General features: G+C 73.8%; 24 protein-coding genes. 13 read left to right on the forward strand and 11 right to left on the reverse strand.

Features of this window, described 5'->3' with window-relative positions:
- Nucleotides 1-25: 25 nt before the first annotated feature.
- The gene (gene fabI, locus E4U91_RS08010; protein WP_137306184.1) at nt 26-793 is read right to left on the reverse strand and encodes an enoyl-ACP reductase FabI; all 768 of its coding nucleotides are present in this window, start codon (nt 791-793) and stop codon (nt 26-28) included.
- Nucleotides 794-798: 5 nt separating this feature from the next.
- Nucleotides 799-1,503, reverse strand: coding sequence for a 3-oxoacyl-[acyl-carrier-protein] reductase (gene fabG / locus E4U91_RS08015; protein ID WP_137306185.1), 705 nt, complete (start codon nt 1,501-1,503; stop codon nt 799-801).
- A gap of 320 nt (nt 1,504-1,823) precedes the next feature.
- Here fabG and E4U91_RS08020 point away from each other — a divergent pair, with 320 nt between their 5' ends.
- The 3 genes from E4U91_RS08020 to tyrS all read left to right on the forward strand — a co-directional run bounded on the left by E4U91_RS08020 (nt 1,824) and on the right by tyrS (nt 6,072).
- Entirely contained in the window at nt 1,824-3,347 is a 1,524-nt protein-coding gene (locus E4U91_RS08020) for a TldD/PmbA family protein (protein ID WP_137306186.1), read from the forward strand.
- Entirely contained in the window at nt 3,344-4,738 is a 1,395-nt protein-coding gene (locus tag E4U91_RS08025) for a metallopeptidase TldD-related protein (protein WP_137306187.1), read from the forward strand. The genes E4U91_RS08020 and E4U91_RS08025 overlap by 4 nt, the downstream gene beginning before the upstream one ends.
- A 65-nt stretch (nt 4,739-4,803) precedes the next feature.
- Nucleotides 4,804-6,072 (forward strand): tyrosine--tRNA ligase, encoded by a 1,269-nt coding sequence (gene tyrS / locus E4U91_RS08030; RefSeq protein ID WP_137306188.1) that lies wholly within the window; start codon nt 4,804-4,806, stop codon nt 6,070-6,072.
- Nucleotides 6,073-6,146: 74 nt separating this feature from the next.
- On the opposite strand, the gene E4U91_RS08035 is transcribed toward tyrS, so the two are convergent.
- A complete protein-coding gene (locus E4U91_RS08035; protein WP_137306189.1) occupies nt 6,147-6,428 on the reverse strand; it encodes a GlsB/YeaQ/YmgE family stress response membrane protein in 282 nt (93 codons plus the stop codon).
- A 199-nt stretch (nt 6,429-6,627) separates the two neighbouring features.
- Here E4U91_RS08035 and E4U91_RS08040 point away from each other — a divergent pair, with 199 nt between their 5' ends.
- Both E4U91_RS08040 and E4U91_RS08045 read left to right on the forward strand, forming a co-directional pair.
- Entirely contained in the window at nt 6,628-7,032 is a 405-nt protein-coding gene (locus tag E4U91_RS08040; RefSeq protein WP_137306190.1) for a DUF3099 domain-containing protein, read from the forward strand.
- Nucleotides 7,033-7,281: 249 nt separating this feature from the next.
- Nucleotides 7,282-7,500 (forward strand): hypothetical protein, encoded by a 219-nt coding sequence (locus E4U91_RS08045; protein ID WP_067232491.1) that lies wholly within the window; start codon nt 7,282-7,284, stop codon nt 7,498-7,500.
- A gap of 22 nt (nt 7,501-7,522) precedes the next feature.
- Here the strand turns inward: E4U91_RS08045 and moaA are convergent, their stop codons facing one another.
- The 3 genes from moaA to E4U91_RS08060 form a co-directional block, all read right to left on the reverse strand.
- Nucleotides 7,523-8,512 (reverse strand): GTP 3',8-cyclase MoaA, encoded by a 990-nt coding sequence (gene moaA / locus E4U91_RS08050; protein ID WP_241678830.1) that lies wholly within the window; start codon nt 8,510-8,512, stop codon nt 7,523-7,525.
- Nucleotides 8,513-8,669: 157 nt separating this feature from the next.
- Nucleotides 8,670-10,298: a solute symporter family protein gene (locus tag E4U91_RS08055; RefSeq protein ID WP_137306192.1), complete on the reverse strand. Its 1,629-nt coding sequence runs from the start codon at nt 10,296-10,298 to the stop codon at nt 8,670-8,672.
- Entirely contained in the window at nt 10,295-10,651 is a 357-nt protein-coding gene (locus E4U91_RS08060; protein WP_137306193.1) for a DUF485 domain-containing protein, read from the reverse strand. Before E4U91_RS08060 ends, E4U91_RS08055 begins: the two co-directional genes overlap by 4 nt.
- Nucleotides 10,652-10,909: 258 nt before the next feature.
- On the opposite strand from E4U91_RS08060, the gene E4U91_RS08065 reads away from it, so the two are divergent.
- Both E4U91_RS08065 and E4U91_RS08070 read left to right on the forward strand, forming a co-directional pair.
- The gene (locus E4U91_RS08065; protein ID WP_137306194.1) at nt 10,910-12,445 is read left to right on the forward strand and encodes a S8 family peptidase; all 1,536 of its coding nucleotides are present in this window, start codon (nt 10,910-10,912) and stop codon (nt 12,443-12,445) included.
- Between the two features lie 123 nt (nt 12,446-12,568).
- Complete coding sequence (locus tag E4U91_RS08070; protein ID WP_137310720.1) at nt 12,569-13,996, forward strand: CoA transferase; 1,428 nt, start codon at nt 12,569-12,571, stop codon at nt 13,994-13,996.
- 66 nt (nt 13,997-14,062) lie between these two features.
- On the opposite strand, the gene E4U91_RS08075 is transcribed toward E4U91_RS08070, so the two are convergent.
- Both E4U91_RS08075 and E4U91_RS08080 read right to left on the reverse strand, forming a co-directional pair.
- Nucleotides 14,063-15,106 carry a zinc-dependent alcohol dehydrogenase family protein gene (locus E4U91_RS08075; protein ID WP_137306195.1) on the reverse strand — a complete coding sequence of 348 codons (1,044 nt, stop codon included), beginning with the start codon at nt 15,104-15,106 and terminating at the stop codon, nt 14,063-14,065.
- Nucleotides 15,107-15,375: 269 nt separating this feature from the next.
- A complete protein-coding gene (locus E4U91_RS08080) occupies nt 15,376-16,086 on the reverse strand; it encodes a VIT1/CCC1 transporter family protein (protein ID WP_137306196.1) in 711 nt (236 codons plus the stop codon).
- A gap of 159 nt (nt 16,087-16,245) precedes the next feature.
- Here E4U91_RS08080 and E4U91_RS08085 point away from each other — a divergent pair, with 159 nt between their 5' ends.
- The 6 genes from E4U91_RS08085 (at nt 16,246) to E4U91_RS08110 (ending at nt 22,652) form a co-directional block, all read left to right on the forward strand.
- The gene (locus E4U91_RS08085) at nt 16,246-17,646 is read left to right on the forward strand and encodes an NAD(P)/FAD-dependent oxidoreductase (RefSeq protein ID WP_137306197.1); all 1,401 of its coding nucleotides are present in this window, start codon (nt 16,246-16,248) and stop codon (nt 17,644-17,646) included.
- Between the two features lie 122 nt (nt 17,647-17,768).
- The gene (locus tag E4U91_RS08090) at nt 17,769-18,782 is read left to right on the forward strand and encodes a DEDDh family exonuclease (RefSeq protein WP_137306198.1); all 1,014 of its coding nucleotides are present in this window, start codon (nt 17,769-17,771) and stop codon (nt 18,780-18,782) included.
- Nucleotides 18,783-18,869: 87 nt separating this feature from the next.
- Nucleotides 18,870-19,103, forward strand: a complete 234-nt coding sequence (locus tag E4U91_RS08095; protein WP_079083979.1) for a hypothetical protein — start codon at nt 18,870-18,872, stop codon at nt 19,101-19,103.
- A gap of 47 nt (nt 19,104-19,150) precedes the next feature.
- Nucleotides 19,151-19,942, forward strand: a complete 792-nt coding sequence (locus E4U91_RS08100; RefSeq protein ID WP_137306199.1) for an SURF1 family cytochrome oxidase biogenesis protein — start codon at nt 19,151-19,153, stop codon at nt 19,940-19,942.
- A 162-nt stretch (nt 19,943-20,104) separates the two neighbouring features.
- On the forward strand, nt 20,105-21,892 hold the full coding sequence (locus E4U91_RS08105) for a glycoside hydrolase family 15 protein (RefSeq protein WP_137306200.1): 1,788 nt from the start codon (nt 20,105-20,107) through the stop codon (nt 21,890-21,892).
- A gap of 4 nt (nt 21,893-21,896) precedes the next feature.
- Nucleotides 21,897-22,652: an SDR family oxidoreductase gene (locus tag E4U91_RS08110; RefSeq protein WP_137306201.1), complete on the forward strand. Its 756-nt coding sequence runs from the start codon at nt 21,897-21,899 to the stop codon at nt 22,650-22,652.
- A 24-nt stretch (nt 22,653-22,676) separates the two neighbouring features.
- On the opposite strand, the gene amaP is transcribed toward E4U91_RS08110, so the two are convergent.
- The 3 genes from amaP to E4U91_RS08125 are packed head-to-tail and all read right to left on the reverse strand — an operon-like array spanning nt 22,677 to nt 24,333.
- Nucleotides 22,677-23,264 carry an alkaline shock response membrane anchor protein AmaP gene (amaP, locus tag E4U91_RS08115; protein WP_137306202.1) on the reverse strand — a complete coding sequence of 196 codons (588 nt, stop codon included), beginning with the start codon at nt 23,262-23,264 and terminating at the stop codon, nt 22,677-22,679.
- Nucleotides 23,261-23,926 carry a DUF6286 domain-containing protein gene (locus E4U91_RS08120; protein WP_137306203.1) on the reverse strand — a complete coding sequence of 222 codons (666 nt, stop codon included), beginning with the start codon at nt 23,924-23,926 and terminating at the stop codon, nt 23,261-23,263. Before E4U91_RS08120 ends, amaP begins: the two co-directional genes overlap by 4 nt.
- Complete coding sequence (locus E4U91_RS08125) at nt 23,923-24,333, reverse strand: Asp23/Gls24 family envelope stress response protein (RefSeq protein WP_137306204.1); 411 nt, start codon at nt 24,331-24,333, stop codon at nt 23,923-23,925. Before E4U91_RS08125 ends, E4U91_RS08120 begins: the two co-directional genes overlap by 4 nt.
- Nucleotides 24,334-24,336: the final 3 nt, after the last annotated feature.

Genomic DNA, 24,336 nt, shown 5'->3' on the forward strand with positions numbered 1-24,336 from the left:
GGCGTCGGGGCCGGTGGGGGGCCGGTCAGGCACCGATGGCGTGCAGGCCGCCGTCGACGTGGATGATCTCGCCGGTGGTCTTCGGGAACCAGTCGCTCAGCAGGGCGACGACGCCGCGGCCGGCCGGCTCCGGGTCCTTCAGGTCCCACTCCAGCGGGGAGCGGCTGTCCCACACGGCGGCGAGGTCCGAGAAGCCCGGGATGGACTTGGCGGCCATGGAGCCGATCGGGCCCGCCGAGATGAGGTTGCAGCGGATGTTCTGCTTGCCCAGGTCGCGGGCCACGTAGCGGCTGGTGGCCTCCAGGGCGGCCTTGGCCGGGCCCATCCAGTCGTACTGCGGCCAGGCGTACTGGGCGTCGAAGGTGAGGCCGACGACCGAGCCGCCGTTCTGCATCAGCGGCAGGCAGGCCATGGTCAGCGACTTCAGGGAGAACGCCGAGACGTGCATGGCGGTGGCCACCGACTCGAACGGGGTGTTGAGGAAGTTGCCGCCGAGGGCGTCCTGCGGGGCGAACCCGACGGAGTGCACGACGCCGTCGAGGCCGCCGAGCTCCTCGCCGACCACGTCGGCCAGCCGGCCGAGGTGCTCGGCGTTGGTCACGTCGAGCTCGATGACCTTGGTGGGCTTGGGCAGCTTCCGGGCGATGCGCTCGGTCAGCGTGGGCCGCGGGAACGCGGTCAGGATGATCTCGGCACCCTGCTCCTGGGCCAGCTTCGCGGTGTGGAAGGCGATGGAGGACTCCATCAGCACACCGGTGATCAGGACGCGCTTGCCCTCGAGAATTCCGCTCATGGTGATCAGTGACCCATTCCCAGTCCGCCGTCAACGGGGATGACGGCTCCAGTGATGTACGAGGCGTCGTCCGAGGCGAGGAACCGCACCGTCGCGGCGATCTCCTCCGGCTGCGCGTACCGTCCGAGGGGCACCCCCGCGAGGATGCCGGCGCGCTGCTCGTCGCTGAGCGCCTTGGTCATGTCGGTGTCGACGAAGCCGGGTGCGACGACGTTGAAGGTGATGTTGCGCGAGCCCAGCTCACGGGCCAGGGAGCGCGCGAAGCCGACCAGGGCGGCCTTGGAGGCGGCGTAGTTGGCCTGGCCGGGCGAGCCGAGCAGACCCACCACGGACGAGACGAGGACGACCCGCCCCTTCTTGGCGCGCAGCATGCCGCGGTTGGCGCGCTTGACCACGCGGAAGGTGCCGGTGAGGTTGGTGTCGATGACCGAGGTGAAGTCCTCCTCGGACATCCGCATCAGCAGCTGGTCCTTGGTGATGCCGGCGTTGGCGACCAGGATCTCGACGGCACCGTGCTGCTCCTCGATCTCCTTGTAGGCCTGCTCCACCTGCTCGGGGTCGGTGATGTCGCACTTGACCGCCAGGAAGCCCTCCGGGGGCTCGCCCGAGCGGTACGTGATCGCGACCTTGTCGCCGGCGTCGGCGAACGCACGGGCGATGGCGAGGCCGATGCCCCGGTTGCCTCCGGTGACGAGAACCGAGCGGCTCAACGGATCACCCTTTCGATAGGGGTCTGACACACCCGCCCGGACACGTGGCTGACAGGCGGCTTCACCAGAAACCTATCGGTCCGCCCGCGCCCGCGGACATTGGGGCACCGACAGTGGCGCAGGGGCCGCGCTGTGGGGTCCCTACAGAAAGTTTGCGCAACGGCGCCGGAAACGTGTGGTCCGCGGGGCGGTCGGCGCGACATGATCGGAGGCTCACGGCCGCGGTGTGACGATCACTGTCCGTCGCCCCCACCGGTCCTCGGTCGTCCCCGGTCGTACCCGGTCGTTCACGGTCGTCCCGTCGGCAGAAAGAGACGCAGGTGCCTCATACCATCGACGAAGCCTTCACGGCGCTCCCCCTCCGGGCGCTGGCCGACGCCGCGCTCGCCCGCGCGCGTGCGCTGGGGGCCCAGCACGCGGACTTCCGGTTCGAACGGGTGCGCAGCGCGTCCTGGCGGCTGCGGGACGCCCGGCCCGCGGGGACGTCGGACACGACCGACCTCGGGTACGCGGTGCGGGTCGTGCACGGCGGGACGTGGGGGTTCGCCTCGGGCGTGGACCTGACCATGGACGCGGCCGCCCGGGTCGCGGGCCAGGCCGTGGCGATGGCGAAGCTGTCCGCGCAGGTGATCAGGGCGGCGGGCTCGGACGAGCTGGTCGAGCTGGCCGACGAGCCGGTGCACGCCGACCGGACGTGGGTGTCGTCGTACGAGACCGATCCGTTCGCCGTGCCGGACGCGGAGAAGACCGCACTGCTCGCCGACTGGAGCGACCGGCTGCTGGCGGCCCGCGGGGTGGACCACGTGGACGCCTCGCTGCTCACCGTCCACGAGAACAAGTTCTACGCCGACACGGCGGGCACGGTGACCACGCAGCAGCGCGTCCGGCTGCACCCGCAGCTGACCGCCGTGTCGGTGGACGAGTCCAGCGGCGAGTTCGACTCCATGCGCACCCTGGCGCCCCCGGCGGGACGCGGCTGGGAGTACCTCACCGGGACCGGCTGGGACTGGGACACCGAGCTGGAGCAGATCCCCGAGCTGCTGGCCGAGAAGATGCGCGCGCCGAGCGTCGAGCCGGGCCTGTACGACCTGGTCGTCGACCCGTCCAACCTGTGGCTGACCATCCACGAGTCGATCGGGCACGCCACCGAGCTGGACCGGGCGCTCGGCTACGAGGCGGCCTACGCGGGCACCTCGTTCGCCACCTTCGACCGGCTCGGCACGCTGCGCTACGGCTCTGAGCTGATGAACGTGACCGGTGACCGCACCGCCGAGCACGGCCTGGCCACCATCGGCTACGACGACGAGGGCGTCGAGGCGCAGTCCTGGGACCTGGTGAAGGAGGGCACCCTGGTCGGCTACCAGCTCGACCGGCGGATCGCCCGGCTGACCGGGTTCGAGCGGTCCAACGGGTGCGCCTACGCCGACTCCCCCGCGCATGTGCCGGTGCAGCGCATGGCGAACGTGTCGCTGCGGCCGGACCCCGCCGGGATGTCGACCGAGGACCTGATCGGCGGCGTCGACCGCGGCGTCTACGTGGTGGGCGACCGCTCCTGGTCGATCGACATGCAGCGCTACAACTTCCAGTTCACCGGGCAGCGCTTCTTCCGGATCGAGAACGGGCGGCTGACCGGGCAGCTGCGGGACGTGGCCTACCAGGCGACGACCACCGACTTCTGGGGCTCGATGGCGGCCGTCGGCGGCCCGCAGACGTACGTGCTCGGCGGCGCCTTCAACTGCGGCAAGGCCCAGCCGGGCCAGGTAGCCGCGGTGTCGCACGGCTGCCCGTCCGCCCTCTTCAAGGGCGTCAACATTCTGAACACCACGCAGGAGGCCGGTCGATGAGCGCCCCCACCCACACGCCGCACGAGATCGTCGAGCGGGCCCTGGAGCTGTCGCGGGCCGACGGCTGTGTCGTCATCGCCGACGAGGAGTCGACGGCCAACCTGCGCTGGGCGGGCAACGCGCTCACCACGAACGGCGTGACGCGCGGCCGGACGCTCACCGTCGTGGCGACCGTCGACGGCCGCGAGGGCACCGCCTCGGGCGTGGTGTCGCGGTCCGCCGTGACCGTGGACGAGCTGGAGTCGCTGGTGCGGGCCGCCGAGGCCGCCGCGCGCGGCGCCGGTCCCGCCGAGGACGCGCAGCCGCTGATCGCCGGGGTGCCGCAGGCGCCGGAGTTCACCGAGCCGCCCGCCGAGACGTCCTCCGCGGTGTTCGCCGACTTCGCGCCCGCGCTGGGCGAGGCGTTCGCCCGCGCGCGGGCGGGCGGACGCGAGCTGTACGGCTTCGCCAACCACGAGATGGTCTCGACCTACCTCGGCACCTCGACCGGGCTGCGGCTGCGGCACGACCAGCCGACGGGCACGCTGGAGCTCAACGCCAAGTCGCCCGACCGCACGCGCTCGGCGTGGGCGGGGCGCTCCACGCGGGACTTCAAGGACGTCGACCCGGGCGCGCTGGACGCCGAGCTCGCCGTCCGCCTCGGCTGGGCCGAGCGGCGCGTCGACCTGCCGGCCGGGCGGTACGAGACGCTGCTGCCGCCCACGGCCGTGGCGGACCTGCTGATCTACCAGATGTGGTCGGCGTCGGGCCGGGACGCGGTCGAGGGGCGCACGGTGTTCTCCCGGCCCGGCGGCGGCACCCGGCTCGGCGAGCGGCTGACCGAGCTGCCGCTCACGCTGCGCAGCGACCCGCACGCGCCGGGCCTGGAGTCGGCGCCGTTCGTCGTCGCGCACTCCTCCGGCGGCGACCAGTCGGTGTTCGACAACGGCCTGCCCGTGCCGGCCACCGACTGGATCGCGGACGGCGCCCTGGAGAACCTGGTCACCAGCCGGTTCGCCGCCGCGCTGACGGGGCTGCCGCTGGCCCCCTCGCTCGGCAACCTGATCCTGGACGGCGGCGACGACCGGTCGCTCGAGGAGATGGTGGCGGGCACCGAGCGGGGCCTGCTGCTGACCTGCCTGTGGTACATCCGCGAGGTCGACCCGGCCACGCTGCTGCTGACCGGGCTGACCCGCGACGGGGTGTACCTCGTGGAGGACGGCGAGGTCACCGGTGAGGTGAACAACTTCCGGTTCAACGAGTCGCCGGTGGACCTGCTGGGGCGGGCGACCGAGGCCGGGCGCACCGAGAAGACGCTGCCGCGCGAGTGGAGCGACTGGTTCACCCGGGCCGCGATGCCCGCGCTGCGGGTGCCCGATTTCAATATGAGCTCTGTCAGCCGGGGCGTATAACCTCGTAGGCGTTCACCGACGGGCGGCGCTCGCCGCCCGGGATCATCCAAGGAGACACGAGAACCGTGACGGACATCGTCGACGAGCTGAAGTGGCGGGGCCTGTTCGCCCTGTCCACCGACGAGGACGCCTTGCGCAAGGCGCTCGCGGACGGTCCCGTCACGTTCTATTGCGGCTTCGACCCGACCGCGCCCTCCCTGCACGTCGGACATCTGGTGCAGGTGCTCACCGTGCGCCGCCTCCAGCAGGCCGGGCACCGGCCGCTGGCGCTGGTGGGCGGCGCGACGGGCCTGATCGGCGACCCCCGCCCGACGGCGGAGCGCACGCTGAACGACCCGGAGACGGTGGCCGGTTGGGTCGGCCGGCTGCGCTCGCAGATCGAGCCGTTCCTGTCCTTCGAGGGCGAGAACGCCGCCGTGATGGTGAACAACCTCGACTGGACCGCCGGGCTGTCCGCGATCGAGTTCCTGCGGGACATCGGCAAGCACTTCCGCGTCAACAAGATGCTGACGAAGGACTCCGTGGCCCGCCGCCTGGAGTCCGACCAGGGCATCAGCTACACGGAGTTCAGCTACCAGATCCTCCAGGGCATGGACTTCCTCCAGCTCTACCGGCGCTACGGCTGCACGCTCCAGCAGGGCGGCAGCGACCAGTGGGGCAACCTCACGGCCGGGCTGGACCTGATCCACCGGCTGGAGCCGGAAGCGAGCGTGCACGCGCTGGCCACGCCGCTGATGACGAAGGCCGACGGCACCAAGTTCGGCAAGACCGAGGGCGGCGCGGTCTGGCTGGACCCGGAGATGACGACGCCGTACGCGTTCTACCAGTTCTGGCTGAACGTGGACGACCGGGACATCTTGCGGTACGCGCGCATCCTGTCCTTCCGGTCCCGCGAGGAGCTGGAGGAGCTGGAGCGGCAGACCGAGGAGCGTCCGCAGGCCCGGGCCGCGCAGCGTGCGCTGGCCGAGGAGCTGACGACGCTGGTGCACGGCGCCGACCAGACAGCCGCGGTGATCGCCGCGTCCAGGGCGCTGTTCGGGCAGGGCGAGCTGGCGGAGCTGGACGAGCGGACGCTGGCCGCGGCGCTGTCCGAGGTGCCGCACGTCCGGGTCGCCGAGCCGGCCCCCGTGGTGGACCTGCTCGCCGAGGTGGGCCTGGTCGCCAGCAAGTCCGCGGCGCGGCGGACCGTGAAGGAGGGCGGGGCCTACGTGAACAACGTCAAGGTGACCGCCGAGGACGCGGTGCCCTCGGCCGGGGACCTGCTGCACGGCCGGTGGCTGGTGCTGCGGCGCGGCAAGAAGAACCTGGCGGCCGTCGAGGTCACCGGGGCGTAGTCGTCGCAACGACGCGGGGCGGGTGCGGGCCCCTGGCCGCGCACCCGCCCCGCGTCGTCGGCGGGCGTTCGCGCTCAGGCCCGCTGGTGCTTGCGCTTGCCGAGCGTGGCCATGTAGGCCATGTCGCCCAGGCCGACGATGACGATCGCCGCGATCAGCTGGAAGATGTGGCGGCTCCAGTCGATGCCGGGCGTCTCCTCGACGCCGAAACCACGGGCGATGGCGTTGCCCACGATCGCACCGAGCATGCCGAAGATCGTCGTCAGCCACAGCGGGCTGTGCTGCTTGCCGGGGATGATCGCCTTGGCGATGAGGCCCAGTACGAATCCCACGATGATCGCCCACAACCAGCCCATGGCTGCCTCCTCGTCGGCTCAGGGGTGAGCAGTGCCCCCAGTCTGGTTCCGGGGGCGGTACGCCGCATGCCGGGTACCGCCGTACGTGCGACGGGCGCAGCCGGCTCGCCCGGCCGGGGGGCGACCCGGTCTCGTAGGCGGCGCAGCCCCGGCGTACCGTGGAGGGGCAGGGCGCGATGCGGGCGGATGGTGGAATGTGATGCGGAAGCAGGGTGGCGGGACCGGCGTCCAGGTGTTCCGGATCACCGGAGCGCGGCAGGGGTTGCAGGAGGACGTGCGCGGACGGCAGCGGCGGTACGTCATCTCGATGACGGTCCGGACGCTGGCGGTGATCCTCGCGGCGTCGCTGTGGAACGTCGAACGGCACGTGGCGCTGGTGGCGTTGGTGCTCGGCGCGGTCCTGCCGTACATCGCGGTGGTGATCGCGAACGCCGGGCGGGAGAACGCGCCGGGGATGCCCACGACGTTCGTGCCCACGCCGCTGTCGCTGGGCACGCCGCAGGCGCTGCCGGGCCCGGCGGAGACCACCGTGCCGCACGGCGCGCGACCGGAGGCGGAATCCGTCCCGGAGGACGGGCCCGGTGGACCGGCCGAGCGGCCTTGAGTCATACGCGGGCGAAGCTCAAGAAAAGCTCAGATCCAATCATGCTGTTGAGGTGCCCTGGGGATGGTCCGCCGTGACATACTGCGTACGCGCTCCGCATCCCCCGTCGGAGCGACGGACCGACGCCGGGCAGCTCCCCCCGTGGCTGCTCGGCGTCGCCTTTGTGTGCGGGGATGTTCGGAAGTGATCAAGTGCGCGGGGAGCGCGAGTGGGCGGGACACAGGGTGTGCGCAGGGGCGGAGCGAAGCGGTGAGTGACGAGACCCCGGTCTGTTCCGCCAAGGGCTGCCGCACCGCCGCGGTGTGGGTGCTGGCCTGGAACAACCCGAAGATCCACACGCCGGAGCGCCGGAAGACGTGGCTGGCCTGCGAGGAGCACCGCGAGCACCTGTCGCAGTTCCTCGGGGTGCGGGGCTTCCTCAAGGACGTGGTGCGCTTCGAGGACTGGCGGGAGCCCGAGGGCTCCTAGGGCCCGGGACGCACCCCGGCGCTCAGCCGCCGATCGCCGACATCGGGCGGTCCGGCTGGACGAACGACGGGTCGTCGAGGCCCGCGCCCGCCTTCTTGCCCCACATCGCCAGCCGCCACAGGCGGGCTATCTCCTCGTCGGGGGCGCCGGAGCGGAGCGCGGCGCGCAGGTCCGTCTCCTCGCGGGCGAACAGACAGGTGCGGACCTGGCCGTCGGCGGTGAGGCGGGTGCGGTCGCAGGCCGCGCAGAACGGGCGGGTGACGGAGGCGATGACCCCGACGACGTGCGGGCCGCCGTCCACCAGCCAGCGCTCCGCCGGTGCCGAGCCGCGCTTCTCCTCGCCCTCGGGGGTGAGGGTGAAGCGGGTGCGCAGGGAGGTGAGGATGTCGCCGGCGGTGACCATGCCGTCGCGCTTCCAGCCGTGCTGGGCGTCCAGCGGCATCTGCTCGATGAAGCGCAGTTCGTAGTCGTGCTCGACCGCCCAGGCGAGCAGGTCGGGGGCCTCGTCGGCGTTCAGCCCCGGCATCAGGACCGCGTTGACCTTGACCGGGGTCAGGCCCGCCTCGCGGGCGGCCTCCAGGCCGGCCAGGACGTCGTGGTGGCGGTCGCGGCGGGTGAGCGTCTTGAAGACGTCCGGGCGCAGGGTGTCCAGCGAGACGTTGACCCGGTCCAGGCCGGCCGCCTTCAGGGCCGTCGCCGTGCGCCGCAGGCCGATGCCGTTGGTCGTCAGGGACATCTGGGGGCGGGGCGTCAGGGCGGCGACCCGCTCGACGATGCCGACCAGGCCGGGCCGCAGCAGGGGTTCGCCGCCGGTGAAGCGGACCTCCTCGATGCCGAGGGTGCGCACGGCGAGGTCGATGAGGCGGACGATCTCGTCGTCGGTCAGGAGGTCGGGCTTGGCCAGCCACTGCAGGCCCTCCTCGGGCATGCAGTACGTGCAGCGCAGGTTGCACCGGTCGGTCAGCGAGACCCTCAGGTCGGTGGCCACCCGGCCGTAGGTGTCGATGAGCACGTGGGCCCCCTCCCTCGTCGTGAACGTCATCTCTTCCGTCACCTGCGAGCCTACGTGACGGCGCCGACAACGACAGTTCCCGATCCCACAGGCACGACACGGCCGCGTCGTAGGGACCTACGACGCGGCCGTGTCGTGCGCTGGGAGCGGTGTGGGCTCAGTGGGCGCCGGTGCCGGTCAGGGAGCGGACCTCCAGTTCGGCGTACTTGGCGGTGTCGGGCTCCTCCTTGGACAGCAGGGTGCCGACGATGCCGAGCAGGAAGCCGACGGGGATGGAGATGATGCCGGGGTTCTCCAGCGGGAACCAGTGGAAGTCGACGTCCGGGAACATCGAGGTGGGCTTGCCGGAGACGACCGGGGAGAACAGCACCAGGCCGACCGCGGTGACCAGGCCGCCGTAGATCGACCACAGGGCGCCGGAGGTGGTGAACCGCTTCCAGAAGAGGCTGTACAGGAGCGTCGGCAGGTTGGCGGAGGCGGCGACCGCGAAGGCGAGGGCGACGAGGCCGGCCACGTTCAGGTCGCGGGCGAGGGCGCCCAGCAGGATCGAGACGGCGCCGATGCCGACGGTGGCCCAGCGGGCCGCGCCGATCTCCTGCTTCTCGGTGGCCCGGCCCTTCTTGATGACGTTCGCGTAGATGTCGTGGGCGAACGACGAGGACGAGGCGAGCGTGAGGCCCGCGACGACCGCGAGGATCGTGGCGAAGGCGACCGCGGAGATGGTGGCGAGCAGGACGGCGCCCCAGTTGGAGTCGACGCCGCCGAGGTGCAGGGCGAGCAGCGGGGCCGCCGTGTTGCCCGCCTTGTTGGACGCGATGATCTCGTCCGGCTTGATCAGGGCGGCGGCGCCGAAGCCGAGCGCCAGGGTCATCAGGTAGAAGGCGCCGATCAGGCCGATGGCCCAGATGACCGACTTCCGGGCGGCCTTGGCGGTGGGCACCGTGTAGAAGCGGATCAGGATGTGCGGCAGGCCGGCGGTGCCCAGGACCAGCGCGATGCCGAGCGAGATGAAGTCCAGCTTGGTGGTGCCGGTGGCGCCGTACTTCAGGCCGGGCTCCAGGAACGCGGCGCCCTTGCCGCTGTTGTCGGCGGCCGAGCCGAGCAGGTCCGAGACGTTGAAGTCGAACTTCAGCAGGACCAGGAAGGTCAGCAGCAGCGCGCCCGCGATGAGCAGCACCGCCTTGACCATCTGGACCCAGGTGGTGCCCTTCATGCCGCCGATGGTGACGTACACGATCATCAGGACGCCGACCAGCGCCACGATGCCGATCTTGCCGCTGTCGCTGGTGATGCCGAGCAGCAGCGAGACCAGGACGCCGGCGCCGGCCATCTGCGCGAGCAGGTAGAAGATCGACACCACGATCGTGGAGGTGCCGGCCGCGGTGCGCACGGGGCGCTGGCGCATGCGGTACGCCAGCACGTCACCCATGGTGTAGCGGCCGGAGTTGCGCAGCGGCTCGGCGACCAGCAGCAGCGCGACGAGCCAGGCGACCAGGAAGCCGATGGAGTACAGGAAGCCGTCGTAGCCGAAGAGGGCGATGGCGCCGGCGATGCCGAGGAAGGACGCGGCGGACATGTAGTCGCCGGAGACGGCGAGTCCGTTCTGGAAGCCGGTGAACTGCCGTCCGCCGGCGTAGAAGTCGGCGGCGTCCTTGGTCTGGCGGCCGGCCCACACGGTGATGACGAGGGTCGCGAGGACGAACACCGCGAACAGGCTGATGATCAGCCCCCGGTGCTCACTGGCCTCTCCGGCCGCGAGCAGGGTGTGCTGCTGTACGGGGCTCATGCGCCGCCCTCCATCCGGGACTTGATGGCCTCGGCCCGCGGGTCGAGCTTGGCGGCGGCGTGCCGCGCGTACCACCAGGCGATCAGGAACGTGGTGAGGAACTGCGCGAGGCCCAGCACGAGGGCCACGTTGATGTTGCCGGCCACCTTGGTGCCCATGAAGTCGCCCGCGTAGTTGGACAGCAGGACGTACAGCAGGTACCAGACGATGAAGGCGAGCGTCAGCGGAAGCGCGAACGAGCGGTGCGCGCGGCGCAGTTCACCGAACTCCGCGCTCTCCTGCACCGCGACGAACTCCTCGGCGGAGGGGAGTTGGGCTGGGGTTCTCGAGGGGGGCGGTGTCTCGGTGGCCACGGAGTCTCCTCGTGTTGCGGGTGGCTGGAATCCGGGGGCTCGACGGTCCTCGGGCTCCCTGTTCAACGTCACGGCGCCACGGATGGACCGGTTCAACGGGTCCGGGTTCTTTCGCAAGTGCGTGCACGAGATCGCCGTAAGTCATTGCTGGCCAGCGACTGCGGGAGATAGCTTCGGTGCCTGCACCACCCGTCATGTACCTGCCCGAGCACACCTGCGTCTCGGGCCGGTTTCGTTTCAGGATGATGTGGAGACCCCATGGCTCATCTGCCTTCCAGACGCCGACTCGCCCTCGCGGTGCCGGTCGTGCTGTCCCTGACCGCCTCCCTCGGCTTCCTGCCGGCGGCGGCCTCGGCGGCGCCGGCCACGACCTCCGCCACGCAGGCGGCGGACGCCGGCACGCTGGCGTACGTCGTCAACACCAAGGTGGACCACCGCACGATCGAGTCGGTGAAGAAGGCGATCGCCGCGGCCGACGGCACCGTCGTGACCACGTACGACAAGATCGGCGTGATCGTCGTGCACTCGGCCAACCCCTCCTTCGGCGCCCAGATACGCGCCGTGCGCGGGGTGCAGTCGGCGGGTGCCACGCGGACCTCGCCGCTCAGCCCCGCCGGGACCACGGACGAGGGCGCGGCGCAGCCCCTGTCGAAGGCCGAGGCCGCGAAGGCCGCCGCCGCCTCCGCCGCGGCGGGCCAGAGCGAGCCGCTCGAGGCCGACCAGTGGGACCTGCGCGCGATAGGCGCCGACAAGGCGGCCGCGATCAACCCCGGCAGCAGCAAGGTCACCGTCGCGGTGATCGACACCGGTGTGGACGACACCCACCCGGACCTCGCGCCGAACTTCTCCGCGTCCCAGTCGGCCAACTGCGTCGGCGGTGTCGCGGACACCACGCCGGGGGCCTGGCGTCCCTACAACCCGACCGAGGACTACCACGGCACGCACGTCGCCGGTGAGATAGCCGCGGCCCGCAACGGCATCGGCGTGGCCGGTGTCGCGCCCGGCGTGAAGGTCGCCGGCATCAAGGTCAGCGACCCGACGAACGGCCTGTTCTACCCGGAGAACGTGGTCTGCGCCTTCGTGTTCGCCGCCGACCACGGCGTGGAGATCACGAACAACAGCTACTACGTCGACCCGTGGCTGTACAACTGCATGGACGACCCGGACCAGAAGGCCATCGTCGACGCGGTCAACCGGGCCCAGCTGTACGCCCAGCGCAAGGGCACGCTCAACCTGGCGTCCGCCGGCAACTCCGCCGACGACCTGGACTCCGACGCGATCGTGGACGACAGCAGCCCCGACGACGCGACGCCGGTGACCCGCACGATCGACCCGCACGAGTGCTTCGACGTGCCGACCCAGCTGCCGGGCGTGGTCACGGTGAGCGCGACGGGCGTCAAGAACGACAAGTCGTACTACTCGTCGTACGGCTACGGCGTGATCGACGTGGCCGCGCCGGGCGGTGACCGGCTCTACCAGATCCCGACGGACACCCCGTCGGCCAACGGCCGCATCCTGTCCACGATGCCGGGCGGCGGGTACGGCTGGCTCCAGGGCACCTCGATGGCCTCGCCGCACGCGGCGGGCGTCGCGGCGCTGCTGAAGTCCAAGCACCCGTGGGCGACCCCGGCGCAGCTGCAGGCGCTGCTGAAGGTGCAGGCGGTCAACCCGGGCTGCCCCGAGTCGTACGACCAGGACGGCAACGGCACGCAGGACGCGACCTGCGTGGGCAACAAGCGCGTCAACGGCTTCTACGGCTGGGGCATCGTCAACGCGCTGCGGGCCGTCAAGTAGACGGTCGAGCAGGGGGTCGGGGCCGGACGGGAGACCGTCCGGCCCCTTCTGCGTGTACCGGCGCCCGCACGGGCTCGTTCATATTGATTCAATCAATCATGCATAGTGGCAGTCATGACAGTCATGCCTGACATCGGGTCCGTCTGGTCCGAGCTGGGCGGTGACCCCGCGCTCCTCGCGCGCGTGTCGACCGTCGTCCGGCCGGGCGCCCTGCCCGCGCGGCTGCCCGTGCGGGAGCTGGCGCGCGCCTGTGTCGGCGCGTGCGCGCTGGCCGCGGCCGAGCTCGGGGCCCACCGGGCCGGCCGCGTCGAGGTGCCGCGGGTGACGGTGGACGACGGGGCCGTGGCCACGGCGTTCACCGGCGAGCGGCACCTGCTCGTCGACGGACGCGCGCCGCAGACCTTCGCCCCGCTGTCGCGGTTCTGGCGGACCGCCGACGGCTGGGTGCGCACCCACGCCAACTACCCCCACCACCGCGCCCGGTTGCTGCACGCCCTGGACGTTCCCGAGGACCCGGCGGCCGTCGGGTCCGCCCTGCGGGACCGCCCCGCCCTGGAGGTGGAGGCGGCCGTGTACGGCGCCGGCGGACTGGCCGTGGCGCTGCGCACGCCCGCCGAGTGGGCCGCGCACGGCCAGGCGGCGGCCCTCGCCACCCGGCCGCTCGTCGAGCGCGTGCGCCTGGACACCTCACGCGCGCGGGCGCTGCCGCCCCTCGACGGCACTCCCCTGCTGCCCGCCGCCGGAGTGCGCGTGCTGGACCTGACCCGGGTCCTCGCCGGGCCGGTGGCCACCCGTACCCTCGCGCTGCTCGGCGCGGACGTGCTGCGCCTGGACGCGCCGCACCTGCCCGAACTGCCGGACCAGCACGCCGACACCGGGTTCGGGAAGCGGTCGGCGACGCTGGACCTCGCGGCCGGCCGCGCCCGGTTCGAGGAGCTGCTCGCGGCGGCGGACGTCGTCGTGACCGGCTACCGGCCCGGCGCGCTGGACCGCTTCGGCCTCTCCCCCGAGGCGCTGGCCGAGCGCAGGCCGGGGCTGGTGGTGGCGCAGGTGTCGGCGTGGGGCGCGTACGGGCCGTGGGGCGGGCGGCGCGGCTTCGACAGCCTGGTGCAGGTCGCCACCGGTATCGCGGCCGTCGAGGGCTCCGCGGAGCGCCCGGGCGCCCTGCCGGCCCAGGCCCTCGACCACGGCACGGGGTACCTGCTGGCGGCCGCCGTCCTGCGGGCGCTGACCGAGCAGGCGTACGGCGACGCGGCGGGCCGGGGGCGGCTCGTCCGGCTGGCGCTGGCCCGGACGGCGGCGTGGCTGCAGGGCGGGAGCCCTCTCCCGGAGGACGGTGCGGGGGCGGACGGTGCGGGGGCGGACGGCGCGGCGGCGGACGGTGCGGAGGTCGGCACGGTCCCGTACGACGGCCCCGCGCGGTGGCTCGCCGAGACCGACAGCCCGGTGGGACGCCTCCGGTACGCCCGCCCGGCCGTGTGGTTCGCGGACGGCCCGCACGACTGGGCGCGCCCGCCCGGGCCCTGGGGCGCGGACGCGGCGCGCTGGTGAACCGGTCGCGCGCCGCGAGGGGCGGGCGACCGGTGCCGCTCGTCGCGGGACGCCCGGGCGGGCGGGTCAGTTGGTGACGAGCACCTTCAGGGCGGTGCGCTCGTCCATCGCCTTGTAGCCGTCCGGCACGCCCTCGATGCCGACGGTCAGGTCGAACACCGGCGACGGGTCGATCGTGCCGTCCAGCACGTCGGGCAGCAGGTCCGGGATGTAGGCGCGGACCGGGGCGACCCCGCCGCGCAGGGCGACGTTGCGGTCGAACAGGACGCTCAGGTCGACGCCGGTGCTGCTGCCGTGCGGCACGCCGACGAAGCCGACCGCCCCGCCGTCCCGGGCGACGCCGATCGCGGTGCGCATGGACTGCTCGGTGCCGACGGCCTCGACGACGGCGTGCGCGCCCTGGCCCCGGGTCAGCTCACGGACGGCCTCGACCGCCGCGTCACCGCGCTCGGCGACGACGTCGGTGGCGCCGAAGCGGCGCGCGATGCCGGTGCGGACCTCGTGCCGGCCCAGTGCGATGATCCGCTCGGCGCCCAGCCGCTTGGCGGCCAGCACCGCGCACAGGCCCACGGCGCCGTCCCCGACCACGGCGACCGTGGCGCCGGGGCGGACCCCCGCACCGAGCGCGGCGTGGTGGCCGGTGCCGAGGACGTCGGAGAGGGTCAGCAGCGCGGACAGCAGGTGGTCGTCGGAGGCCGCGTCCTTGGGGAGCTGCACGAGGGTGCCGTCGGCGAAGGGCACGCGCACGGCCTCGCCCTGGCCGCCGTCGTAGCCGACGGAGCCCCAGAAGCCGCCGTGCTCGCAGGACGTCGTCAGGCCCTCGCGGCAGTAGTCGCAGACGCCGTCGGACCACATGAAGGGCGCGACCACCAGGTCACCGCGCCGGACCGTGCCCACCTCGGAGCCGGTCTCCTCGACGACGCCGAGGAACTCGTGCCCGATCCGCTGGCCCGGCTGCCGGGCCGCCTCGCCGCGGTACGCCCACAGGTCGCTGCCGCAGATGCAGGCGCGCAGCACCCGGACCACGGCGTCGGTCGGCAGCTGGACGACGGGCTCGGGCACGTCCTCCACGCGCATGTCGTAGGGGGCGTGGATGGTGGTGGCGCGCATGGGCGGGGGTCCTTCTCGTGCGGGGTCGGCCGACGGGGGAACGGCTGCGCTCACGGGGTGGGCGAGCGCACTTCACCGTACGCCGCGCCGGTCGCGGGCCGCGCGGCGAGGGCGCCGGTCGGCACGACGGCGCGGCAGGGCGGCAGGACGGCGGCCAGGGCCGTGGCAGGGGTGCGGTAGGTCGAGCGCGCGCGGCGGGCCCGGGCGGACGCCCGCCGGGTGCCGCGTCGGACACCGGCCGCACCCGAGCAGCGTCCCGGCGGCGTGGGTCAGACGCCGGCCGCCCCCAGCAGCGTGCCGACGGCGTAGGTGACCCCCATTGCCAGCGCGCCGCCCGCCACGTTGCGCACCAGCGCGCGGCCCGGGGGCGCGGCGCCCAGCCGGGCGCTCGACCAGCCGGTGAGGACGAGGGCGGCCAGCACGGACCCGACCGTGACCCACAGCCGCCACCCGGCGGGCGGCAGCACGATCGCGAGCAGCGGCAGCAGCGCGCCCACGGTGAAGGCGAGGAAGCTCGCCCAGGCCGCGTGCCAGGGGTTGGTCAGGTCGTCGGGGTCGATGCCGAGCTCCACGCGCGCGTGGGCGCGCAGGGCGTCGCGCTCGGTCAGCTGTTCCGCGGCCTCCCGGGCCACCTCGCGGCTGAGCCCGCGTTCCCGGAGGAGGCCGGCCAGCTCCTCCAGCTCCTCCTCGGGCTGGTCGCGCAGCTCCCGCTTCTCCAGGGCGAGGGCCGCCTTCTCGGAGTCCCGCTGGGTCGACACGGACACGTACTCGCCCGCCGCCATCGACATCGAGCCGGCGAGCAGTCCGGCCAGTCCCGCCGTCAGCAGCGCCGCGCGGTCGTCGGTCGCGCCGGCCACGCCGACCACCAGGCCCGCCGTGGAGACGATGCCGTCGTTGGCGCCCAGGACGGCCGCCCGCAGCCAGTTCAGCCGGGCGCCGAGGGTGCCGCCGTGGGCCTCGTCGTGCGTGGGTGCGTTCACACGGGGAGGATGCCACCCCCGGTGCCGGGGCGCCCGCACCGACGTCCGCACCGACTCTGACGGCCGGGCCGGCCGCGCCAACGTCCGCCCGGCCGTTGAGAGTCGGCGGGACCGGACGTAGGCTTCCGGTCGCTCGCACCGAGAAAGCGTGATCACCCCATGCCCGACAGAGCCACCACCCGCCGGCCCACCGCCGTCGTGCTGGGCGCGAGCGCGGCCGGTCTGTTCGCCGCTGCCGCGCTCACGGAGTTCGCCGATGTCACGGTCGTCGAACGCGACCTGCTGCCCACGGACCCCGGACCCCGGCGCGGCGTCCCGCAGTCCCGCCACGCGCACATGGTGTGGAGCGGCGGCGTCAAGGCGTTCGAGGAGCTGCTGCCGGGCGTGGTCGACGCGAGCCTCGCGCGCGGCGCCCGGCTCGCGCACATCATGGGCGACATGGTCTCCCGGGCCCCCAACGAGGTCTGGTTCCGCCGCTTCACGACGACCCACCACTGCAACCTGGTCTGCTCCCGTGACCTGCTCGACCAGGTGCTGCGCGACCGGGTGCTCGCCGACCCGCGCCTGACGCTCCGCCAGGGGACCACCGCCCTCGCGCTGGAGGGCGACGCGGCACGGGTCACCGGGGTACGCGTACGGGCGGGCGACGAGGAGCACGTGCTGGCCGCGGACCTGGTCGTCGACGCCTCCGGACGGGGCTCGCGCGCGCCCCGGTGGCTGGCCGCCCTCGGGCTGCCCGGGGTGACCGAGCGCGAGGTCGACGCGGGCGTCGTCTACGCCACCCGGCTCTACCGCGCACCCGGGGCCACCCGGCACCTCGCCTTCCCGATCGTCAACGTGCAGGCCAATCCGGCGAAGGCGCCGGGCCGGGGCGGCATCGTGCTGCCGGTCGAGGACGACCGCTGGATCGTCACCCTGGCCGGGACCCGGGGCGGCGAGCCAGGCGACGACCCCGGCGCCTTCGCCGACTTCGCGCTCACGCTCGGCGACCCGGTGATCGGCGAGCTGATCAAGGACGCCGAACCGCTCGGCGGCGTCGCCACCACCCGGGCCACCGGCAACCGCCGCCGCTACTACGAGAAGGCCGAGCGCTGGCCCGACGGGTTCGTGGTCCTCGGCGACGCCGTCGCGGGCTACAACCCGGTCTACGGGCACGGCCTCACGGTCGCCGCGCAGTGCGCCCTCGCCGTGCGCACCGTCCTGCGCTCCACCGCCCTCACCGCGCCGGGCACCGCCCGCCGGATCCAGCGCGCCGCGGCCCGGCCGGTCGCCGCCGCCTGGGACCTGGCTGTGGGTCAGGACGCCTTCTACCCCGGGGCGAGCGACACCCCGCCCACCGCGACGGAACGTTTCCTCGCCCGGTTCGTGGACCGGGCCGTGGAGACCGGCGCCCGCGACCCGCGGGCCCTCGGCGCGCTGCTCGACGTGATGGGCCTGGAGAAGCCCGCGACCCGGCTGTTCTCCCCCGGCATGCTGCTCCCGATGCTCCTCGGCCGGAAGCGGCCGCACCTGTCGGGTCCGCCGCTGACCGAGGCCGAGCGCCGGGCGGCGACGCCCTGACGCACGCTTAGCTCCGCCCGCGCTCAGGGGGCGTGGCGCCCCCCGCGTGCGGGCCGTCACGCGCCCCCGCGCGCCGGAGGCGGCGGTCCGGCTGTCGGTCCCGGCCCGTATCCTCAGTGACCATGCTCGAAGACCGCACCGCAGTGTCCTCCCCCACCGGGTGGCCGGCCGCGTATCCCCAGGGGTACGCGGTCGTCGACGTGGAGACCACCGGCCTGGCCCGCGACGACCGGATCATCTCGGCGGCCGTGTACCGGCTGGACGCGCGCGGCGAGGTCGAGGACCACTGGTACACGACGGTCAATCCGGAGCGGGACCCGGGGCCGGTGTGGATCCACGGCCTGACGAGCGAGGCGCTGGAGGGCGCGCCCCTCTTCCCGGACATCGCCGAGGAGTTCGCGGCCCGGCTCGCGGGCCGGGTCCTCGTCGCGCACAACGCCGTCTTCGACTGGCAGATGATCGCCCGGGAGTACGCGCGGGCCCGGTCCGAGGCCCCGGTGAAGCACCGGCTGTGCACCATCGCGCTCGCCAAGGAGCTGCGGCTGCCGCTGCCCAACCACAAACTGGAGACGCTCGCCGCGCACTTCGGCGTCGTCCAGCAGCGGGCCCACCACGCGCTGGACGACGCGCGCGTGCTCGCGGAGGCGTTCCGGCCGAGCCTGCGGGCCGCCGCTGCGGGCGGCCTGCGCCTGCCGCTGCACGAGTGCCGGCCGCTGACGGAGTGGCAGGACCGCCCCGCGCCGCTCATCGGCCGCCAGGCGGGCGGCGGTTACGGCGGCGGGGGGTACGGCGGCTTCGGCGGTCAGCGCGGCGGGGGGTGGCGCCCGTCCCGCAAGAGGCCCGCGTGCCCCCATCCCAACCCGGGCCGCTACGAAGCGGGCAAACCGCTCAAGCAGGGCATGCGGGTCGCCTTCTCGGGTGACACGTCGGTCGAGCGGGAGCTGCTGGAGGACCGGGCCACCGAGGCCGGACTGCACGTGGCGACCAGCCTGTCCCGGCTGACCAGCCTGCTGGTCACCAACGACCCCGACTCGGGGACGTCGAAGGTGCTCAAGGCCCGGCAGTACGGCACCCCGGTCGTGGACGAGGCGGCGTTCGGCCAGCTGCTGGGCGACGTGGAGCCGGCCGACGCGTGACCGCCCCGGGTCCCTCCGGGTGATTTGCCGCGCGACTCGCCCCGCGACCGCCCGCCCGGCCCGTGGGGACGGCCCACCCTGTGGCGCATGGCGAGATGCGAAGTATGCGGCAATGACTACGGCATGACCTTCGAGGTGCACGCGCAGGGCGCGGTCCACGTCTTCGACTGCTTCTCCTGCGCGATCCACCGCATGGCCCCGATCTGCGAGCACTGCCGGGTCCAGATCATCGGGCAGGGCGTCGAGGTCGACGGCCACTGGTACTGCGGCGCCCACTGCGCCCGGGCGGAGGGGAGGGCGGGAATCGTCGACCGCGTCTGAGGCCCCCTGCGCGCACCACCCCACGGTCCGAGTTGTACGGTCGTGGGGTGTACCGCTTCCTGTTGTCCCGGCAGTGGGTGATCCTCACGCTGGTCGCCCTGCTGCTCATCCCCACGATGATCAGGCTGGGCGTGTGGCAGATGCACCGCTACGACGAGCGCTCGGCGCGCAACCAGCTGGTCTCCGACGCGCTCGGCGCCGATCCGGTGCCCGTGCAGCGGCTGACCTCGCCCGGGCACACGGTCACCACCGACCAGCGGTACCGCACGGTGACCGCCACGGGCCACTTCGACACCGCGCGTGAGGAAGTCGTCCGGCGCCGGGTCAACGGCGACGAGCAGGTCGGCTTCCACGTGCTGACCCCGTTCGTCCTGACGGACGGCAGCGTCGTCCTGGTCAACCGGGGCTGGATCCCCGCCGACGCGCCCAGCCAGACCGCGTTCCCGAAGGTCCCCGCGCCGCCCGCCGGCCAGGTGACCGTCACCGGGCGGCTGATGCCCGACGAGACGACCGCGGCCAGCGGCATCAAGGACCTCAAGGGGCTGCCGGCCCGGCAGGTCATGCTGATCAACAGCGAGCAGGAGGCCCGCCGCCTCGGCGCCCGGGTGCTCGGCGGCTATCTCGCCCAGACCGCCCCGGAGCCCCGGGGGGGTACCCCGGAGCTGGTCGGCAAGCCCGGCATGGAGAACGCCGCACTGAACTACGCCTACGCCATACAGTGGTGGCTCTTCGCCGCGTGCGTCCCGGTCGGCTGGGTGATCCTCGCCCGCCGCGAGGCCCGCGACCGCGGCGAGACGGCGCGCGCCTCCCAGGAGGAGACCGAGCCGGCACCGGTGTGAGCCGGGCCCGCGCGGGGGCGAGCCCGGCGGACGCCGGTGCGCGCCCAGGGAACACCGCGCGCGAGGCCCTCCCGCGCCCCTCACCCCCGCGGTCCCCCGTCCGTCACTCCCCCGGCCGCACGCCCTGATTGCCCCCGGGGCCCGCCGGGAACCCGGTCCTGCGTGCATCCCCGCATCGAGGACTACGCCCTGATCGGTGACGAGCAGACCGCCGCCCTGGTCGGGCTGGACGGCTCCGTCGACTGGCTCTGTCTGCCGCGCTTCGACTCCGGTGCCTGCTTCGCCCGGCTCCTCGGCGACGAGGACAACGGCCACTGGCGCATCGCACCCAAGGGCGTCCGCGGCCCCTGCACCCGCCGCGCCTACCGCCCCGACACCCTCGTCCTGGACACCGAGTGGGAGACCGACGAGGGCGCGGTCCGGGTCACCGACCTGATGCCGCAGCGCGACGTCGCGCCCGACCTCGTCCGGATCGTCGAGGGCGTCCGCGGCCGGGTCACCGTGCGCAGCACGCTGCGGCTGCGCTTCGACTACGGCGCGGTCATCCCCTGGATGCGCCGGGCCGACGGGCACCGGGTGGCGATCGCCGGCCCCGACGCGGTGTGGCTGCGCACCGAGCCGCCCGTGCGCACCTGGGGCGAGGACTTCGGCACCCACTCGGAGTTCACGGTGGCCGAGGGCGAGCGGGTGGCGTTCGTCCTGACCTGGCACCCCTCGCACCATCCGCGCCCGCCGCTGGTCGACCCGTTCGAGGCGCTGCGCACCAGCGTGGAGGACTGGCAGGCCTGGGCGGCCCGGTGCACGTACGACGGCCCGTACCGGGACGCGGTCGTCCGCTCCCTGATCACCCTGAAGGCGCTGACGTACAGCCCCACGGGCGGGATCGTCGCCGCCGCCACCACCTCGCTGCCGGAGGAACTGGGCGGGGTGCGCAACTGGGACTACCGCTTCTGCTGGCTGCGCGACTCCACCCTCGCCCTCGGCGCCCTGCTGGCCGCCGGGTACCACGAGGAGGCCGAGGCCTGGCGGAACTGGCTGCTGCGCGCGGTCGCCGGCGACCCCGCCGACCTGCAGATCATGTACGGCCTCGCGGGGGAGCGCCGGCTGCCCGAGACGGAGCTCCCCTGGCTGCCCGGGTTCGCGGGCTCGGCACCGGTCCGCATCGGCAACGCGGCCGTGGACCAGCTCCAGCTCGACGTGTACGGCGAGGTCATGGACTCGCTGTCGCTGGGCCGCAAGGCGGGCCTGTCGCCCCGGCCGCACGTGTGGTCGCTGCAGTGCGTGCTGATGCGCTGGCTGGACGAGAACTGGCGGCAGCCCGACGAGGGCCTGTGGGAGGTGCGCGGCGGCCGCCGGCCCTTCGTGCACTCCAAGGTGATGGTGTGGGTGGCCGCGGACCGCGCGGTGCGCGCCCTGGAGGAGCACCCCGAGCTGCGCGGCGACCTCGACCGCTGGCGGGCGCTGCGCGACGAGGTGCACCAGGAGGTGTGCGAGAAGGGCTACGACCCGGAACGGAACACCTTCACGCAGTCCTACGGCTCCCGTGACCTGGACGCCTCCCTGCTGCTCATCCCCCGCCTCGGCTTCCTGCCGCCCGACGACCCGCGGGTCGTCGGCACCGTGGACGCGGTCCGCGACGAGCTGGGGCACGGCGGACTGGTGCGCCGCTACACCACCGACGGCGCCACGGTCGACGGCCTGCCCGGCGACGAGGGCACCTTCCTGGTGTGCTCGTTCTGGCTGGCGGACGCGCTGCACTTGACGGGCCGGACGAAGGAGGCACGGGAGCTGTTCGAGCGGCTGGCGGGGCTGGTCAACGACGTGGGGCTGCTGTCCGAGGAACACGACCCGGTCGTCGGCCGCCACCTCGGCAACTTCCCGCAGGCGTTCAGCCACATCGGACTGGTGAACACCGCCCTCACCCTGTTCGCGGGCGAGGAGGCAGGATAGGTCCATGGATCTTGGACTGAAGGACCGGGTGTACGTCGTCACCGGAGCGACCCGCGGCCTCGGCAACGCCGTGGCGCGTGAGCTGGTCGCCGACGGCGCGAAGGTCGTCGTGACCGGGCGGGACGAGCGGCGCACGGCCGAGGCGGCGGCCGCGCTGGGGCCGAACGCCGTCGGGGTCGCCGTGGACAACGCCGACCCGGGGGCGCCGGAGCGGCTGATCGCGGCCGCGCGGGATGCCTTCGGCGCGTTCCACGGGGTCCTCGTCAGCGTGGGCGGGCCGCCGCCCGGGTTCGTCGCCGACACCACCGACGAGCAGTGGCGGACGGCGTTCGAGTCGGTGTTCCTCGGCGCGGTGCGCCTCGCCCGCGCGGCGGCGGCCGAGCTGGGCGCGGGGGGTGTCATCGGGTTCGTGCTGTCGGGGTCCGTGCACGAGCCGATCCCCGGGCTGACCATCTCCAACGGGCTGCGGCCCGGGCTCGCCGGGTTCGCGAAGTCGCTCGCGGACGAGCTGGGCCCGCGGGGCATCCGGGTCGTGGGGCTGCTGCCCGCGCGGATCGACACCGACCGCGTGCGGGAGCTGGACGCCCTGTCCGCCGACCCCGAGGCCACCCGCGTCGCCAACGAGTCGCGCATCCCCCTGCGCCGGTACGGGACGCCCGAGGAGTTCGGGCGGACGGGGGCGTTCCTGCTGTCGCCGGCCGCCTCCTACCTGACGGGGATCATGGTGCCGGTGGACGGCGGGATGCGGCACGGGTTCTGACGCCCCAGGGCGGGACGGGGCGCGTCAGGTGACCCGTTCCGCCTTGTGGCCGACCGTGCGCAGGCGGACCTCCGCCGGGAGCGCGGGCAGCGCCGCCGCGACGCGCGCGTGGGCCAGGGGCCCGTCCGCGAGTTCCCGCAGCGCGGTCCCGGGGTCGACGTGCGGCTCCACCTGCAGCCTCAGGCGGGCCTCCGGTGCCGTCCGGCGGCCCTTCAGGTGGGCGCGGGCGTGGGCCACGCCCTCCAGTCCCGCGGCGTCGGCGCCGAGCGCGTGCTCCAGGGCGCGCCCGCGCAGCGTCGCACCGGCGCCGTCGCCGGTGTCGACCAGGACCTCGCGCAGCCTGCGGCGGCGCAGGACCGCCACCAGCCACCACAGGGCGAGCAGCACCAGGACCGCCAGGGCGGCGATCATCACCGGCCACCACCAGCCCTCGCCGCGCCAGCGCGTGCGCTCGGCGGCGGACAGCAGCACGTCGTGCCGGCCCTGGTGGATCCACCAGGAGGGCGGCTTCACATCCAGGCCGACGGCGAGCACCGCGCCTCCCACGGCCAGCAGCACCAGCCCGACCAGGGCCAGCAGGATCCGGTTGACCGTCCTCAGCACCGCCCTCACCCCTTCTTCCCGGGCCGCCGTACGCGCACCGACAGCGCCGGCGTGCGGGACAGGCCCAGTCCGGCGACCGCCTCGGTGAGCGCGGTGTCCAGGTCGCCGCGCACGTCGTCCAGTTCACGGAAGTGCGCGAGCGCGCGCACGTCGGCCTTGCGGCGGTGGACCCGGACCCGCGCCGACTGCACGCCGGCCACCTCCATGGCCCGGTCGCGCAGCACCTGCGCGGCGGCGTCCCGGTCCAGGCCGGCGCGCACGTCCGGGTGGACGGGACGCATGGGGAGCAGGGAGCGCAGTCCCGGCGTGAGGGCGAGGAGGAGCAGCCACAGGCCGAGGGCCGCGGCGACGCCCGCGCCGACCCGCACCCAGATGTCGTCCAGCGGGCGTTCGGCGAGCTCCCGCGCCAGGGTGCGCCGCCAGGACAGCGCGTCCCGGTCGGCACGCACGGCGGCGATGTCGTAGAGGAAGGCTCCCGCGACGACGAACAGGACGACGGCGACGATGCCCGCGGGCACGCGGCGCGCCGACCAGAAGCGGTGGGCCCGGGCGGGCAGCGCCTCCGACGGGGCGGCATGCGCTCCCCCGTCCCCGCGGCCGGTCGCGGGGTCGAGTGCGCCCTCCTTCTCCAGGACCGGCAGGCGCCGAGTGGTGTCCTGGGGCTCGCTCATCGCGTCCTCCCGCGTGCGGTGCCGGCCGTCCCCGTCAGGTGCAGGCGCTCCACCTGCACGGTGACCTCCGGCACCTCCATCGACACGCCCGCGCGCACTCGTTCGGCCACGTGCCGGCGCACTGCGTGACAGCGGGCGCCGATGTCGCACGGGTAGTCGAGGTCCAGGTGCACACGCACGTAGGCGGCACGGCTGGGGGCCGTGCCCCCGCCCCCGGGGTGCGCGTGGGGCCGCACCACGACGGTCGCGTGCGGGGGCGCGGCGTCCGGCGGCAGCACGCCGACCGCCTCGCGCGCCGCCTGGGAGGCGATCTTGGCGACGACCCGGTCGGCGATCCGGGTCGCGCCGCGCTCGGCCGCCGGGACGACGCTCCCGCGCCGGCCGGTCGCGACGGTCCCTCCGCTCACCGG

Origin of the sequence: Streptomyces lasalocidi, from assembly GCF_005280215.1 — a bacterium.
Taxonomy (GTDB): domain Bacteria; phylum Actinomycetota; class Actinomycetes; order Streptomycetales; family Streptomycetaceae; genus Streptomyces; species Streptomyces longwoodensis.